The organism is Flavobacterium sp. Leaf82 (genome assembly GCF_001422725.1).
GTDB lineage: Bacteria > Bacteroidota > Bacteroidia > Flavobacteriales > Flavobacteriaceae > Flavobacterium.
Window position 1 is genome coordinate 532,736 of sequence record NZ_LMMA01000032.1, and the last position, 15,471, is coordinate 548,206.

14 protein-coding genes are annotated in these 15,471 nt (G+C 33.0%); 11 read left to right on the plus strand and 3 right to left on the minus strand.

Annotation, left to right across the window (positions count from 1 at the left end; all coding sequences use genetic code 11):
• Nucleotide 1: 1 nt before the first annotated feature.
• The 3 genes from argB to argH all read left to right on the plus strand — a co-directional run bounded on the left by argB (nucleotide 2) and on the right by argH (nucleotide 3,441).
• A complete protein-coding gene (gene argB, locus ASF10_RS16840; protein ID WP_056251420.1) occupies nucleotides 2–775 on the plus strand; it encodes an acetylglutamate kinase in 774 nt (257 codons plus the stop codon).
• A gap of 223 nt (nucleotides 776–998) precedes the next feature.
• Nucleotides 999–2,069: a M20 family metallo-hydrolase gene (locus tag ASF10_RS16845; RefSeq protein WP_056251424.1), complete on the plus strand. Its 1,071-nt coding sequence runs from the start codon at nucleotides 999–1,001 to the stop codon at nucleotides 2,067–2,069.
• Between the two features lie 91 nt (nucleotides 2,070–2,160).
• Nucleotides 2,161–3,441 carry an argininosuccinate lyase gene (argH, locus tag ASF10_RS16850; protein ID WP_056251426.1) on the plus strand — a complete coding sequence of 427 codons (1,281 nt, stop codon included), beginning with the start codon at nucleotides 2,161–2,163 and terminating at the stop codon, nucleotides 3,439–3,441.
• Nucleotides 3,442–3,501: 60 nt separating this feature from the next.
• Here argH and ASF10_RS16855 read toward each other — a convergent pair whose 3' ends face one another.
• Nucleotides 3,502–4,563 carry a polysaccharide lyase family 1 protein gene (locus ASF10_RS16855; protein ID WP_082472452.1) on the minus strand — a complete coding sequence of 354 codons (1,062 nt, stop codon included), beginning with the start codon at nucleotides 4,561–4,563 and terminating at the stop codon, nucleotides 3,502–3,504.
• 215 nt (nucleotides 4,564–4,778) lie between these two features.
• Between ASF10_RS16855 and ASF10_RS16860 the strand changes: the two genes are divergently transcribed.
• Together ASF10_RS16860 and ASF10_RS16865 are read left to right on the plus strand one after the other, a co-directional pair.
• Complete coding sequence (locus ASF10_RS16860) at nucleotides 4,779–5,780, plus strand: DUF2157 domain-containing protein (RefSeq protein WP_056251434.1); 1,002 nt, start codon at nucleotides 4,779–4,781, stop codon at nucleotides 5,778–5,780.
• Nucleotides 5,777–6,952 carry a hypothetical protein gene (locus ASF10_RS16865; RefSeq protein WP_056251438.1) on the plus strand — a complete coding sequence of 392 codons (1,176 nt, stop codon included), beginning with the start codon at nucleotides 5,777–5,779 and terminating at the stop codon, nucleotides 6,950–6,952. Before ASF10_RS16860 ends, ASF10_RS16865 begins: the two co-directional genes overlap by 4 nt.
• 99 nt (nucleotides 6,953–7,051) lie before the next feature.
• On the opposite strand, the gene ytxJ is transcribed toward ASF10_RS16865, so the two are convergent.
• Nucleotides 7,052–7,441, minus strand: coding sequence for a bacillithiol system redox-active protein YtxJ (gene ytxJ, locus ASF10_RS16870; protein WP_056251440.1), 390 nt, complete (start codon nucleotides 7,439–7,441; stop codon nucleotides 7,052–7,054).
• A gap of 207 nt (nucleotides 7,442–7,648) precedes the next feature.
• Between ytxJ and clpB the strand changes: the two genes are divergently transcribed.
• The 6 genes from clpB to ASF10_RS16900 all read left to right on the plus strand — a co-directional run bounded on the left by clpB (nucleotide 7,649) and on the right by ASF10_RS16900 (nucleotide 14,080).
• The gene (gene clpB, locus ASF10_RS16875; protein WP_056251443.1) at nucleotides 7,649–10,252 is read left to right on the plus strand and encodes an ATP-dependent chaperone ClpB; all 2,604 of its coding nucleotides are present in this window, start codon (nucleotides 7,649–7,651) and stop codon (nucleotides 10,250–10,252) included.
• Between the two features lie 484 nt (nucleotides 10,253–10,736).
• Nucleotides 10,737–11,630: a DUF808 domain-containing protein gene (locus ASF10_RS16880; protein WP_056251445.1), complete on the plus strand. Its 894-nt coding sequence runs from the start codon at nucleotides 10,737–10,739 to the stop codon at nucleotides 11,628–11,630.
• Nucleotides 11,631–11,963: 333 nt separating this feature from the next.
• Entirely contained in the window at nucleotides 11,964–12,377 is a 414-nt protein-coding gene (locus ASF10_RS16885; protein ID WP_056251448.1) for a hypothetical protein, read from the plus strand.
• 181 nt (nucleotides 12,378–12,558) lie between these two features.
• Nucleotides 12,559–12,804 carry a hypothetical protein gene (locus tag ASF10_RS16890; RefSeq protein ID WP_056251451.1) on the plus strand — a complete coding sequence of 82 codons (246 nt, stop codon included), beginning with the start codon at nucleotides 12,559–12,561 and terminating at the stop codon, nucleotides 12,802–12,804.
• On the plus strand, nucleotides 12,805–13,095 hold the full coding sequence (locus ASF10_RS16895; protein ID WP_056251455.1) for a type II toxin-antitoxin system RelE/ParE family toxin: 291 nt from the start codon (nucleotides 12,805–12,807) through the stop codon (nucleotides 13,093–13,095).
• 97 nt (nucleotides 13,096–13,192) lie between these two features.
• The gene (locus ASF10_RS16900; protein ID WP_056251458.1) at nucleotides 13,193–14,080 is read left to right on the plus strand and encodes a carbon-nitrogen hydrolase; all 888 of its coding nucleotides are present in this window, start codon (nucleotides 13,193–13,195) and stop codon (nucleotides 14,078–14,080) included.
• A gap of 124 nt (nucleotides 14,081–14,204) precedes the next feature.
• Here ASF10_RS16900 and ASF10_RS16905 read toward each other — a convergent pair whose 3' ends face one another.
• Nucleotides 14,205–15,470, minus strand: a complete 1,266-nt coding sequence (locus tag ASF10_RS16905) for an OmpA family protein (RefSeq protein WP_056251461.1) — start codon at nucleotides 15,468–15,470, stop codon at nucleotides 14,205–14,207.
• Between the last annotated feature and the right edge of the window lies 1 nt (nucleotide 15,471).

The window sequence follows — 15,471 nt, forward strand, 5'->3', positions numbered from 1 at the left end:
TATGCAAATTACAGTAATAAAAATTGGTGGAAACATTATCGATAATCCAACCGAGTTAGAACAATTCTTAACTGATTTTTCTAAAATCGAAGGCTATAAAGTTTTAGTTCACGGCGGAGGAAAATCGGCTACAAAAATGGCACAAAGTATTGGTTTGGTTCCGCAAATGATCGACGGACGACGAATTACCGATGCGCCAATGCTTGATGTTGTCGTGATGATTTATGCCGGACAAATCAACAAACATATTGTAGCGCAATTGCAAGCCAAAGACAACAACGCAATTGGTTTTTCTGGAGCTGACGGAAATTTAATTCAATCTACAAAACGAAATCATCCAACAATCGATTACGGATTTGTGGGCGACGTAAAACAGGTTAATACCAAATTATTAGCCACTTTATTAGAAACAGGAATCGTTCCCGTTTTCTGCGCGATTACTCACGATAAAAACGGACAATTATTAAACACAAATGCCGATACTATTGCGAGCGAATTGTCTATCGCATTGTCTGAAGTTTTTGATGTTACATTGACATATTGTTTCGAAAAACAAGGTGTTTTGCAAGATTCAGAAGATGATTCATCTGTAATAACCCAAATCAACGAAGAACTTTATAATAAACTAAAAGAAGAAAAAGTAATCCATTCCGGAATGATTCCAAAATTGGATAATTGCTTCAATAGTTTGTCAAGAGGCGTTCAGAAAATCAAAATAGGGCATCATAAAATGCTTCAAAATCCAGACGTTCTGCACACTACCATTACGTTATAAAAAAGGTTGCCACGAATTACACGAATTTTCACGAATTATAATCGAATGAAAATAAAAAATTAGTGAAAATTCGTGTAATTTGTGGCAAAAAAATACATGTGCACAAGACATTTTAAATATTAATTTAAGAAATTTGCGCAAATTAAAATCGTCACAGATTAATTAAAAAACTTTGTGACTTTGTCCCGATAGCTATCGGGTACAGCAGAGAACCTAAACAACTATGAAAAATATTGCAACGCTTACTCAGGAAGCAATTAGTTTATTAAAAAGCCTTATCGAAACGCCTTCATTTTCTAGTGAAGAAGATCAAACAGCCCTTTTAATAGAAAATTGGTTCAATCAAAACGAAATTCCTTTTAAAAGAGAAAATAATAATGTTTGGGCTTTCAATAAATATTTCGACGAAAATAAACCAACACTTTTACTCAATTCACACCACGATACCGTAAAACCAAATCAGGCGTACACTAACGATCCCTTTAAAGCCATCGAAAAAGACGGCAAATTATTCGGACTAGGAAGCAATGATGCCGGAGGATGTCTGGTTTCGTTATTAGCCACTTTTGTGCATTTTTATGAGAATCAAAATCTGTCTCATAACCTTGTAATTGTAGCTTCGGCAGAAGAAGAAAGCAGCGGAAAAAATGGTTTAAACAGCGTTTTACAGCATTTACCAGAGTTAGATTGCGCGATTGTTGGCGAACCAACATTAATGCAACTTGCTGTTGCTGAGAAAGGTCTGTTAGTTCTTGACGTAAAAGTAAAAGGAACCGCAAGCCACGCCGCGCATCAAAACGATGATAACTCATTATATAAATCAATTCCTGTAATGGAATGGTTTAAAAACTATAAATTCGACAAAATTTCAGACGTTTTAGGTCCCGTAAAAATGACCGTAACCCAAATTAGTGCCGGAAAACAACATAATGTAGTGCCTTCAGAATGTGATTTGGTGGTAGACATTCGCGTAACAGATCGTTATACAAATGCCGAGATTCTTGAAGTTGTAAAAGCAAATGTAAATGCCGAAGTAACGCCAAGATCGATGCATTTAAATGCTTCGTCTATTCCGGTTGAGCATGGTTTAGTACAAGCCGGAATCGCTTTAGGAAGAACAACATATGGATCGCCAACACTTTCAGATCAATCTGTTTTAAGATGTAAGTCTTTAAAACTAGGACCAGGAGAAACTTTACGTTCGCATTCAGCAGACGAATTTATTTTCATAAACGAAATCGAAGAAGGAGTCGACTTGTATATCAAAATACTAACCGATTTCTTTAAATTATAAGAAAAAAAACCGCCACGAATTCACGAATTATTTTTTGACAATCTTTGAATTTAAAAATTCGTGAATTCGTGGCGAAAAAAAAATATAACCTATGAAACTTTGGGAAAAAGGAATACCAACAGATAAACAAATCGAACATTTCACCGTTGGTAACGATCGTGAACTCGATTTAGTTTTGGCAAAATACGATGCTTTAGGTTCTATTGCACACGCCAAGATGTTGGGGCAAATTGGTTTGTTAACTCAGGAAGAAACAACTTCTCTAGTTGATGCTTTAAACGAAATCATTGCTGACGTTGCAAAAGGAAACTTCGAAATCGAAGATAGTTTTGAAGACGTACATTCTAAAATAGAATATTTACTAACTGTAAAACTAGGCGATGCCGGAAAGAAAATCCATACCGCGCGTTCTCGTAACGATCAGGTTTTAGTAGACGTTCATTTGTATCTGAAAGACGAATTAAAAGCCTTAAAAGAACAAGTAAAAACCTTGTTCGATTTGTTGATGGAATCGGCAGAAAAACACCAAAATGTTTTATTGCCAGGATATACGCATTTGCAAATTGCTATGCCATCGTCATTCGGAATGTGGTTTTCTGCTTACGCCGAAAGTTTTATTGACGATGTTACGATGTTAAACGCAGCTTCAAAAATTGTCGATCAAAATCCGTTAGGATCTGCTGCAGGTTACGGAAGTTCATTTCCAATCAACAGAACATTTACAACTCAGGAATTAGGTTTTGAAACGCTGAAATTCAATGCTGTTGCAGCTCAGATGAGTCGTGGAAAAGCAGAGAAAACCGTTGCATTTGCAATGGCAAGTGTTGCTGGGACTTTATCAAAATTTGCTATGGATGTTTGTTTGTACATGAGTCAAAACTTTGATTTTATTGGTCTTCCGGCGCATCTTACAACAGGTTCAAGTATTATGCCGCACAAGAAAAATCCGGATGTATTCGAATTAATCAGAGGAAAATGCAACAAAATTCAGGCACTTCCATACGAGATCACTTTAATTACCAATAATTTACCAAGTGGTTACCACAGAGATTTACAACTTTTGAAAGAAGGATTATTTCCGGCACTTCAAAATTTAAAAGCGTGTTTAGATATTGCAATTTTCTCGGTAAAAGACATTACAGTAAAAGATAATATTCTAAAAGATAAAAAGTACGATTATCTGTTTACAGTAGATACCTTAAATGAAATGGTTGTTGCAGGAATACCTTTTAGAGATGCATACAAAACTGTTGCAGAACAATTAGAAGCAGGAACTTATCAATCTCCAAAAGAAACAAAACACACACACGAAGGCAGTATAAATAACTTATGCCTTAATGCTATAAAAGACAAAATGAAAGCTGCTTTTTAAAGCTTTTACCAATTAAAGAAAACCGATTTGTATTTGATACAAATCGGTTTTTTTTATGCTTTAAATTTTATTACTGCAATTTGTAGAAATAATACCCGTTGAACTTACTTGAAGTGTTGCTCCGGCACCGCAAGATTTATTTGCGACATATTCTTCAACTTTACTAAGAGGAATTGTTGTATAACTATAGGTAGGTTTATTTACAGGTGTACCAAAATCCATTGGACCTTTACGGCAATTAGAAAAAACAATTCCCACAGTTCCTCCATCTGTGCTGATGTATTCTTTAAATACCTTTTCGACTTTAGCAAAATCAGTACCTTCAACATAACACGTAGAGTTTTTAATTCCACCGCCTAGACCAATAGCCAAAGAACCGGATTCTGATGTATTGTAATAGCAATTCAGGATATGAATTTCGGCATTTCTGGCGCGAGGCATTCTTTGTTTGCATCCTTGTGCCCAATAACAATTTTTAAAAGTTATGCTATAATGTCCATCAGCAGGAAAATCATTTTTGCCGGAACCAATTAAATTGCTAAAACTATGATCATCAGCTCCGCCGGAACCTCCGGATTTTGGCGCTTTTAGATAGGTAAATTTGCACCATGAAATAGTGACGTTATCTGTTTTTCCTTTATTGTCAAAATTCCCATCCTGACCGTCCTGAAACTCACAGTGATCGACCCAAAGATTGGTACAATCTGCGGTTAAATTATCCTGACCGTCAATATCATAGGATCCCGGGCCAATAAAAATTAAGTTTCTTATAATCACATTATCTGATCCAGATTTTAAATATAAAATACCTGCTCCGGGATTCGATTGGTTTTCATTTATAAGTTTAGCTCCGGGCAATCCTATGATAGATTTGTTCGAAACTATTTGCTGTATCGGTTTACCGTTAGGAATTGTAATTGTTCCCGATACTAAAATTACTTCAGGAGATTTTGATTTAATTTTTGCCAGTAAATCTTCATATGTTGTTACAGTGACAGGAGTTGAAGTTCCGCCTCCGGTAGTTGCGGCACCAAATCCTTCAGGAGATTCCATATAATAATTCTGAGCAGAAAGATTGGATAAGCTCCATAAGAAAAAGAGCAGAACGAGATTTTTTTTCATTTTTTAGAGTTTGGTTTTGTGGTTTTTGTTTAGATAGTTTTTAAATGTAATCGATTACACGAATTTACTTTAATAAATATTATAAACAATTATTTTGTCAAAATATTATAATTAAAGCGAAACAAAACAAGTGTTTAGTAGGTTTATTTTTACTGGTAAGGTTTTCTTCAAACAAAAAAGACTATTTTTGATTTGTATGTTTATAAAAATAAAATATGAATAAATTTGATGACCAGTCTACTAAAGCGTTGTTGCAAAAGAATTTGATAACCCAGGATCAATATAAGGAAATATCTTCTTATCGCAATTTGAATATTTTCTCGCTAAATGCAGAGTTAAAATTGTTTCTCTATTTCTCTGTTTTATTATTTACGTCCGGAATTGGTATTTTAATTTACAATAATATAGATACAATTGGTCATATTGCAATTTTGTCACTCTTATTAATTGTTATTGGAGTTTGCTTTTATTTCTGTTTTAAAAATTCAAAAGGATTTCAAAAACAGGAAACTACATTTGAACATCCTGTTCTGGAATATCTGGTTTTGGCTGCCAGTATTTTGACGTGTATTTTTATAGGATATTTACAATTTCAGTATAAACCTTTTGGAACAAATTACGGTATAGCAACTTTAATCCCAACGGTTGTCAGTTTCTTTTGTGCTTATTATTTTGATAATAAAAGTGTGCTAACAATTGCAATTACAGGTTTGGCGGCATATGTTGGGCTTTCTGTAACGCCTCAGGATTTATTAAACAATAGTAATTTTTACCAAGACCAAACGTTAAGTTATTCCGCTATAATATTAGGAGTTTTACTTATTTTATGGACAATTTACAGTTCAAGGATTCAATTAAAATTACACTTTAATATTATCTATCTCACTTTTGCTTTACATATTATTAGCATTGCAACAATTAGCAGTTTGCTTGAATATTTTGAAGACGGAATATGGTTTTTATTTCTAATTGTTTTAGCGGCTTCTTCTTTTTATTTCTACAAAATCAGCCATGAACTTAAAGCAATCTCATTATATGTTTTTATGATTATCTACGCTTATATTGGATTAAATATATTCTTTATCAGGATTATGGAGAATATTAATTTTTCAGATGTTTGGGTATTATTCATTATGATTCTTCCTGTATATTTTATTGGATCTATAATAATGTTTATAAAACTGATTAAAACCTTCAATAAAGAAATTACGGCATGATAGTATACGAGAAAAATTTATTAAACAATTTAGCTTTAGTCGAAGAAGCTAATTCTTTAGAATCGGCTGGATTTATTAGTAAAGAGCAAAAGAATTTAATCAAAAAAGAATTACCGGCTTTTAAAAGACAAAGTAACATTTTGGTACGATTGGGATTCTTTTTATTAGGAGCATTTTTGTATTTATCTGTATGTGGTGTAATTGCATTATTGGGATTAACCGGTTCAGGTTCTGAGCGTACTTTTTTTAGTATTTGCTGTTATATTTTTGCTGCAATTGGTTTTACAGGAGCAGAGATTTTAGCCAATCAAAAATATTTTGGACATGGTTTAGACGATGCTTTTATTTTAGGAGCTCTCTTAAATATAGGATTTGCTATTGCCATAACTACGGAAGGTTATGAGATACAAATAGCGCTGTTTGTAGCAGTATCTTCTTTTTTTATGTACAGAAGATATTTGCATTTACTTTCTTTATTGATTTTTTGCATCGCAGCTGCTGCGGTTTTATTTTTCGGAATGTTTGAGTTTGGCGATATCGGAAAAATGATTTTACCATTTGTAGCGATGCTGGCTTCAGCAGTCTTTTATTTCTTTACAAAAAGAATAATTAATAATCTTACTGCAGGTTATTACTATAAAGGGGCATTATTAGCCAATAGCTTTTGTTTGATATTGTTTTATCTTTCCTGCAATTATTTAGTAGTTAGAGAACTTTCTGTACAGCTTTTAGATAATGAAATACTTCCGGGCAATGATATTCCTTTTGCGATTTTATTTTATGCTTTTACCTTTATCATTCCGGTAGTTTATTTAGTTCAGGCTTTAAGAACCAAAGACAGGATCATGCTTTGGATTAGTTTTTTAGCCATAGGATTTTCAATTTATACTATTCGATTTTATCACTCTGTTTTACCAATCGAAGTTGCGCTAACTCTTGGTGGATTAGTTTTATTCGCAATAGCTTATTTTTCGATTAAAAAACTAAAAGATAAGGAAGAGGGATTGACATTTAAGCCAGACAGAATCAATAATTCAAATGCGATTTTAAATGCCGAAGCTCTAATAATTGCCTCAACGTTTGGTATGAAACCAGAAGTAAAAGGACCAGATTCTCCAATGGATTTTGGCGGCGGAGGATTTAGTGGCGGAGGTTCAGAAGGAAATTTTTAGTTAATTGTGAATGGTTAATGATTAATTATAAATAAAAATGTGAGATGTAACCTTATTAATTTACATCTCACATTTTATAAAAATCATTTTACCTGAAATTTATATTTTCTCCTTCAAAGCTACTGCATCAATATCGCTGTGGGAAACATCATAAACAGCTTTCCCGTTTCTGATTAAAATTAGTTGTGGAGATTCGTGATATACATTAAATCTGCTGGCAATTTCGTTAGAAATATCGCGATGCGCAATTAAGTCTAAAAAATAAGCATCAACACTTTCATTTAAATCATATTCACGCTCAAATTGTTTCAAAGCCATACGGCTAATGCTACATCTTGTGCTGTGTTTAAAAATTACAACCGGCTTTTCATTCGAGATCGCTGTAACTTCTATTAATTGTGCTACATCGGTTAATTCTGTCCAATTTACATTACTTTTTGGTGTATCTGCATTATCTGAATTTCCGAATATTGAATTTAAAAAGCTCATATTTGACTTGTTTTATGACTTTTTGACGCTAAAAACAAGTGAAATACTGGTTTTTGATGTCATTTTGTCTCTATTTTTACTGTGGAATATAATTTGACTAATCGATAGCAAAGTTATATTATTTAAAGTTAAAAATTTAATCCAATAAATTGTAATTTTAATGATATCGAACTTTACAGCTAAAAATCAAACTTAAATCGTATACATATGAACATAAATAAATTTACAATTAAGTCGCAGGAAGCCATTCAGTTATCACAACAATTGGCACAACGCAACGGACAGCAACAAATAGAAAACGAACACATTTTTAAGGCTATTTTTGAAGTAGACGAAAATGTGGCGCCGTTTATTCTGAAAAAACTAAATGTAAATGTTCCGTTGTTTTTACAAATATTAGACAGTACAATACAGAGTTTTCCAAAAGTTTCCGGAGGTGATATTTTACTTTCCAGAGATGCAAATAAAGCATTGAATGAAGCTGAGATTATTGCTCAAAAAATGAACGATGAATATGTTTCTATCGAACATTTGATTTTGGCAATTTTTGATTCAAAAAGTAAAGTTTCTCAGATTTTAAAAGATCAGGGAGTTACCGGAAAAGGTTTAAAAGCAGCAATCGAAGAACTTCGTAAAGGAGAAAGAGTAACATCTGCTTCTGCTGAAGAAAATTATAATTCATTAAATAAATACGCTAAAAACCTAAACGAATTAGCACGAAACGGAAAGCTTGATCCTGTTATTGGCCGTGATGAAGAAATTCGTCGTGTGCTGCAGATTTTGACTCGTAGAACAAAAAATAATCCAATGTTAGTTGGAGAACCCGGAGTTGGTAAAACTGCTATTGCTGAAGGATTGGCACATAGAATTGTTGATGGCGACGTGCCGGAAAACTTAAAAGATAAAATCGTTTTCTCACTTGATATGGGAGCACTAATTGCGGGTGCTAAGTTTAAAGGAGAATTTGAGGAGCGCTTAAAATCTGTTGTCAAAGAAGTTACAGCTGCAGAAGGTGATATTGTTTTATTTATTGATGAAATTCACACACTTGTAGGCGCGGGTGGAGGAGAAGGCGCAATGGATGCAGCTAATATTCTTAAACCAGCTTTGGCTCGTGGAGAGTTAAGAGCAATTGGAGCAACAACTTTAGACGAATATCAAAAATATTTTGAAAAGGATAAAGCTCTGGAACGTCGTTTTCAGAAGGTTTTAATCGATGAGCCAGATACAGAAAGTGCAATTTCGATTTTACGCGGAATCAAGGAAAAATACGAAACGCATCATAAAGTTCAAATAAAAGATGAGGCAATTATTGCAGCCGTTGAACTTTCGCAACGTTATATTACGAATCGTTTTTTACCGGACAAAGCGATCGATTTAATGGATGAGGCAGCTTCTAAATTGCGTATGGAAATTAATTCGAAACCAGAAGAATTAGATGTTCTGGATCGTAAAATCATGCAGTTAGAAATCGAAATTGAAGCGATTAAACGTGAAAAAGAAGAAAGTAAACTGAAAATCCTGCACATGGATTTGGCGAACTTAAAAGAAGAACGCAACGAAATCTATGCAAAATGGAAATCTGAAAAAGATGTTGTTGACGGAATCCAGGCTGTTAAATTAGAAATTGAAGATTTTAAATATGAAGCAGAACGTGCAGAACGTGATGGAGATTACGGGAAAGTTGCTGAGATTCGTTACGGAAAAATAAAAGAAGCACAAGAACGTCTTGACGTTTTACAAAAACAATTACAGGAATATCAATTAGGAACTTCATTAATAAAAGAAGAAGTAACCCGCGAAGATATTGCTGAAGTAGTCGCAAAATGGACCGGAATTCCGGTTATGAAAATGCTTCAGACAGAACGTGAGAAACTATTGCATCTTGAAGACGAGTTGCACAAACGTGTTGTAGGTCAGGAAGAAGCGATCGAGGCTGTAAGTGATGCCGTACGTAGAAGTCGTGCAGGTTTGCAGGACATGAAAAAACCAGTTGGTACCTTCTTATTCTTAGGAACAACCGGAGTTGGTAAAACAGAGTTAGCAAAAGCGCTGGCAGAATATCTTTTTGATGACGAAAATGCAATGACGCGTATCGATATGAGCGAATATCAGGAACGTCATAGTGTGAGCCGTTTAGTAGGAGCGCCTCCGGGATATGTGGGTTATGACGAAGGCGGTCAATTGACAGAAGCCGTGCGTAGAAAACCATATTCTGTAATTTTATTAGACGAGATCGAAAAAGCGCATCCGGATACTTTTAATATCTTATTACAAGTTCTTGATGAAGGCCGATTAACAGATAACAAAGGTCGTTTAGCTGATTTTAAAAACACAATTATCATCATGACATCCAATATGGGAAGTCAGATTATACAAGATAAATTTGAGAACTTAAAAGGAAGTATTGAATCTGCTACAGAATCTGCCAAAGTTGAAGTTCTGGGATTATTGAAACAAACTGTTCGTCCGGAATTTATTAACCGTATCGACGAAATTGTAATGTTTACACCTTTAACAATAGACAATATTTCAAGAATTGTGAGTTTACAGCTTAAGAGTGTTACAAAAATGCTTGCCTTACAAGGTATTGCAATGGATGCTACACCAGAAGCGATCAAGTATTTATCTGACAAAGGATATGATCCGCAATTTGGAGCAAGACCGGTAAAACGTGTTGTACAAAGAGAAGTACTGAATCAATTGTCGAAAGAAATTTTGGCAGGAAACATTACTACAGATAGTATTATATTATTAGATGCTTTTGATGGGCAGTTGGTTTTTAGAAATCAAACCCATATTGAAAGATAATTATTTTTTGGTTTTTATTTTTTTGAGACAAACACCAGCTGAAAAGCTGGTGTTTGTTTTACAGATTAAATTTAATTAAGTTATGGGAAAGCATCAGTTTACTACTGATGCTTTTTTTGTTTAAAATTTCCAATCCGTAAATCATGAAACTTTTTTTAAAAGTCATATAAATAGATTCAGGGATTAAAGTATGAACTTTACTTTCAGAAATTTATTTTACAAATCATTAAAAAGAAACACTATGAACAATATTTTTAGAGGATTACTGGCAGGTTACGGAGCAAAAAAATTAGGCGGAGGATGTTTTGGTACTATTTTCGTTTTTATAATTATTTGGGTGATTTTAGGACAATGTAGTTAATTTTATACTAAAAAATAACCAAAAAAAGTCTTAGATTAGCGCCTATAAATAAACAAAATTGTGCATTAAACTGTTTGCTCAATGCCAGTGAATTACACAATTTTTAAAACCAAATAAAAGATAATGGCATCAGGTTTTTTCGTACTATTAGATGATATCGCAGCAATTATGGATGATGTTGCAGTAATGAGTAAAATTGCAGCAAAAAAAACAGCCGGAATTTTAGGCGATGATTTAGCTGTAAATGCTGAAAAAGCTTCAGGATTTGCTTCATCAAGAGAACTTCCGGTATTGTGGGCAATTAGTAAAGGTTCACTCCTTAATAAAATAATTATTTTACCCATAGCTTTTTTATTAAGTGCATTTTTACCGGTTGCAATCATTGTAATCCTTGTACTTGGTGGATTGTTTTTAGCTTATGAAGGAGCCGAAAAAATCTATGAATTTATATTTCCACACAGCCATGACGAGTCTGCAGGAATAACTGATGAAGTTTTAACCGAAGAAGAAATTCTGGAAGCCGAAAAAGGAAAAGTAAAATCAGCTATTGTAACTGATTTTATTTTATCTGTAGAAATAGTAATTATTGCCTTAGGAACCGTAATCGACGAACCTTTAATACAACAAATCATTGTAACTTCGATAATTGCATTAATTGCCACTATTGGTGTTTATGGTATTGTGGCTCTTATTGTTCGAATGGACGAAGCAGGTTATAAACTGATTAAGTTTAGTAAAAACGAAAAAAGCATATCAAAATTTATCGGAAATATATTAGTGAAAGCCCTTCCTATAGTAATTAAAGGTTTAACTGTTATAGGAACAATAGCTTTAATTCTGGTTGCAGGCGGAATCTTCGTGCATTACATCCCGTTCTTTCATCATTTAGCACCTAAAATTAATATTCCCGTAATCATAAAAGAATTTGTAGTAGGTATTATATTAGGATTTGTAGTATTAGGATTTGTAAACCTATTCGAAAAAATATTTAAAAAGAAAGAGAAAGAAATCGCATAATTTCTATAATATAAAAATATCAGAACACTAGTCGAAAGGCTGGTGTTTTTTTTTGAAGCAAAACTGCCATTTTCAAAACACCTTATGTCCCGCTATTCACTATATCTTTTTATCCGTTAAAAAAACGGCTAAAAAGGATATCGTTTCTATCGGGGCTATGAAATAAAAATTCAATTTCATAAGAAATAACTGTTATTACGTAATTTTTTTTATTCGATTAAAATTCTGATTTGTAATTGTTTAGTGTTTTTGTTTATTTATTTAACAAATGCATAAAGCAACCAAAGTAATTGCTTTACATCTTCATAGTATAACAATTAATTATTATTTTATATGAAAAATTTTAAATTTAAATCAGTTTTTGTAGTATTATTTCTAGTAACAGCATTAATTTCTTGCAGTAATGATGACGATAAAGAAACTCCACCAGATGCGACTACAAAAGTGGCATTGGTAACCGAAGTAAAAGGTCCCGCAACAGGAAAAGTAAACGAAGAACTAAGTTATGATGTAACATTTATAGTAGACAACGCTTGCGGAGAATTTAGCAAAATTTCAGAAGCCACAATCGGAACAGAGAAAGGATTACAAGTAGAAGCAAAATATCCATCAGGAGTTTGTACCCAACAAGTTCCGGATCCTAAAAAGACAGTCTACAAATTCAAATCAGCAGCAAAAGGAACTTTCGAAATCAAATTCAAAAAATCAGATAAGGAATTCATAACAACAAAAGTGGTTATTGAATAATCAGATTCCAGCTTGATAAAAGGTAAGTTATGAAACCATTTTACAAAGATTTAATTTTTTTTAAATTGATGTAGAATGGTTTTCTTTTTTATGAAGATCTATCTGATGAGATTTTATAAATAATTATTTAAAAAGGAATAAGTCAAAATAACTATCTTTGAGTTATTAAAAGATTATAATTATGGGAGCTTTAGAGTTAAGAGATAGTATTTTAGAATATATAAATACTGCAGATGAACGTCTTTTAAAAGTTGTGAAAGCAGTTATTGACAGTTACCAGGAAGAAGAAATAGTGGCTTTTTCAGTTGATGGAAAACCAATTACAAGAAGTACTTACCAAGCAGAAGTAGCTAATGCAAAATTAGAGATTCAAAAAGGAGGATTTATTTCACAGGATGATTTAGAAAAAGAATCTGAAAATTGGTAGATGATTAAAGTAAAGAAAGTAATTTGGACTAATACAGCTAAAGATCAATTAAAAACAATATATAATTATTACAAAGAGAAATCACTTCAAGGTGTAATAAATGTAAAAAATGATATTTTAGATAGTACGAAAAGTATTCATTTTGTAGAACAGTATCGGAAAGATGAAATTGAATCCGAATTTAGAAGAATTATCGTTAGAGATTATAAAATATTATACATAGAAGAGAAAGAAGTTGTTTATGTTGCCAGAATATTTTCAACAAAAAGAGATTCTGTAAAACAGATATAAAAGAGCTTATTAAGCTCTTTTTTTATGATAGTAAGTAGTGAAACACACTTTGCCATTCCTTTAAAAATTACTATTTTTGCACTCTAAAATTTATGTCATGCCGAAAAGAAAATATAAAATCGCCGTTATTCAGTTAAATCTAAATGACGTTGCCGAAAATAATCTTAAAAAATGTATCAGTTGGGTAAAAGATGCAGCTAATAAGGGTGCCGAAGTAATTTTATTACCCGAATTATATAGCAGTCATTATTTTTGCCAAAGCGAAGATGTAGACAATTTTGCTTTAGCAGAACCACTATACAGTACTTCGTTTATTGCATTTAGTGAATTGGCAAAGGAGTTAGGAGTAGTTATTATTGTTCCTTTCTTCGAAAAAAGAATGGCTGGAATTTATCACAATAGCGCTTACATCATTGATACTGACGGAACAGAAGCTGGTTTATACCGTAAAATGCACATTCCGGACGATCCTCATTTCTATGAGAAATTCTACTTTACTCCGGGAGATTTAGGTTTTCAGGCCATTGAAACTAAAAAAGGAAAAATTGGAACCCTAATTTGTTGGGATCAATGGTATCCGGAAGCAGCACGTATTACAGCTTTAAAAGGAGCTGAGGTATTGTTTTATCCAACAGCAATTGGATGGCATCCAAAAGAAAAAGAACAATATGGCGAAAACCAATACGGAGCCTGGATGAACGTTATGAAAGGTCATGCTGTTGCAAACGGAGTTTTTGTTGCCGCTGCAAACAGAATTGGTTTAGAAAAATATATTGAAGGAACAGAAGGAATTCAGTTTTGGGGAGCTTCGTTTATTGCAGGACCTCAAGGTGAGATTTTAGCGCAGGCTTCTCACGATCAGGAAGAAATTCTAATTGCCGAAGTTGATTTGGATCTACAAGAAAATGTACGTCAGAACTGGCCATTTTTCAGAGACAGAAGAATTGATGCTTTTGGAGATATTACAAAAAGAGCAATTGATTAATTCAGTCAATTTATAAATACAAAAAAAGGACGAAATTTATATTTCGTCCTTTTTTATTTTCTTTAAACAAAAAAAATCCGCTTCAGAATATTCCGAAGCGGATTTTTAGAAATATATAATTAGATTATTTTACTTTAAAAGTAACTCTTCTTACGATTTGACGAGCTTCTTTAGAATTTTTATTCACAGAAGTATCTTCACCGTTTGCGATTATATTTAATCTTGAAGCATCGATTCCAGCATTTTCAGCTACTTTTTTCACAGCTTCAGCTCTTTTTCTTGATAATTCAGTATTGTAATCTGAACTTCCAATTTCGTCAGAATACCCAATGATATCTGCAGATTTTCCTGGATTGTTTTTCAAGTATTTCACTAAGAAATCAACACCTGATAAAGAAGCATTTGTTGGTTTAGAAGAGTTAAAGTCAAAATAAACATTAACATATCCACCATTAATCAATTCTTCAACAGTATTGTTTGTTGCAGTTTGGCTACCTTGTTTAACATAAGTTTTGTCTAAATAGCTTTCTAATTCATCCGGAACACCATTTTGATTGTTATCAATAGATTGTCCTTTAGTATTTACAGCAACTCCTGAAACAGTATTAGGTTCTAAGTCGTACAAATCAGCAACACCATCTTTATCAGTATCAATAAGATTAGTTTCGATTGTAGTAACTCTGTCTTCTAATTTGTTTAATCTTTCGTTTTCTTCAGAATACCAGTCAGCATGTTTTTCGTTTTTACCTAAGTAGAAAGTCAAACCAACAGAAGCATTTAATAATACTCCGTCTAAAGAACCAGTTGTTGGAACACCTTTTCCGTCAAAATTATGATTTTGTCTTCCGTTAACAATACCGGTTAAATCTCCGGTTAAAGCAATTCTATTGCTTAATCTAACTTGTCCGGTTAATCCCATGATTCCATGACCCATGTAATCTTTTCCGTCAAAACCTTTGTCAGAACTTAATTGAGAAACACCAAAACCACCATGTGCTAATAAACCAAAAGTGTTTGTCCAGGTTTCAAAGTTCAAAGCTCTACCAAGGTTAATAACCCCTTGTACACTTGCTCTGTAATATTTGCTTTCGAAGTCAGGCGTGTTATCACGTTCCTGAAATTGGTCATAACCAACATCAAATTTTAAACCGAATTTTGGGTTAAACATATATCTTACACCTAAGTCTGCGTGAAACGGACTTACAGTTTCAGTAGAATAACCAGTTGTCATTGTTCTCGTTGGTTTATTTAAACCACCATTCAATTCAATCGACCATTTGTTATAACCAGGTTTTTCAATTGCTGGCTGAGTTGACGTTGTTGCCATATTTTGTGCATTTGCAGCAAATGCTAATAGTAAGAGCGATACTGAAGCTAATTTCTTTTTCATG

Excerpts from the sequence above, each read along its gene's own strand:
- argB (WP_056251420.1), top strand. The coding sequence starts at position 2 with ATGCAAATTACAGTAATAAAAATTGGTGGAAACATTATCGATAATCCA.
- ASF10_RS16845 (WP_056251424.1), top strand. The coding sequence starts at position 999 with ATGAAAAATATTGCAACGCTTACTCAGGAAGCAATTAGTTTATTAAAA.
- argH (WP_056251426.1), top strand. The coding sequence starts at position 2,161 with ATGAAACTTTGGGAAAAAGGAATACCAACAGATAAACAAATCGAACAT.
- ASF10_RS16855 (WP_082472452.1), bottom strand. The coding sequence starts at position 4,563 with ATGAAAAAAAATCTCGTTCTGCTCTTTTTCTTATGGAGCTTATCCAAT.
- ASF10_RS16860 (WP_056251434.1), top strand. The coding sequence starts at position 4,779 with ATGAATAAATTTGATGACCAGTCTACTAAAGCGTTGTTGCAAAAGAAT.
- ASF10_RS16865 (WP_056251438.1), top strand. The coding sequence starts at position 5,777 with ATGATAGTATACGAGAAAAATTTATTAAACAATTTAGCTTTAGTCGAA.
- ytxJ (WP_056251440.1), bottom strand. The coding sequence starts at position 7,441 with ATGAGCTTTTTAAATTCAATATTCGGAAATTCAGATAATGCAGATACA.
- clpB (WP_056251443.1), top strand. The coding sequence starts at position 7,649 with ATGAACATAAATAAATTTACAATTAAGTCGCAGGAAGCCATTCAGTTA.
- ASF10_RS16880 (WP_056251445.1), top strand. The coding sequence starts at position 10,737 with ATGGCATCAGGTTTTTTCGTACTATTAGATGATATCGCAGCAATTATG.
- ASF10_RS16885 (WP_056251448.1), top strand. The coding sequence starts at position 11,964 with ATGAAAAATTTTAAATTTAAATCAGTTTTTGTAGTATTATTTCTAGTA.
- ASF10_RS16890 (WP_056251451.1), top strand. The coding sequence starts at position 12,559 with ATGGGAGCTTTAGAGTTAAGAGATAGTATTTTAGAATATATAAATACT.
- ASF10_RS16895 (WP_056251455.1), top strand. The coding sequence starts at position 12,805 with ATGATTAAAGTAAAGAAAGTAATTTGGACTAATACAGCTAAAGATCAA.
- ASF10_RS16900 (WP_056251458.1), top strand. The coding sequence starts at position 13,193 with ATGCCGAAAAGAAAATATAAAATCGCCGTTATTCAGTTAAATCTAAAT.
- ASF10_RS16905 (WP_056251461.1), bottom strand. The coding sequence starts at position 15,470 with ATGAAAAAGAAATTAGCTTCAGTATCGCTCTTACTATTAGCATTTGCT.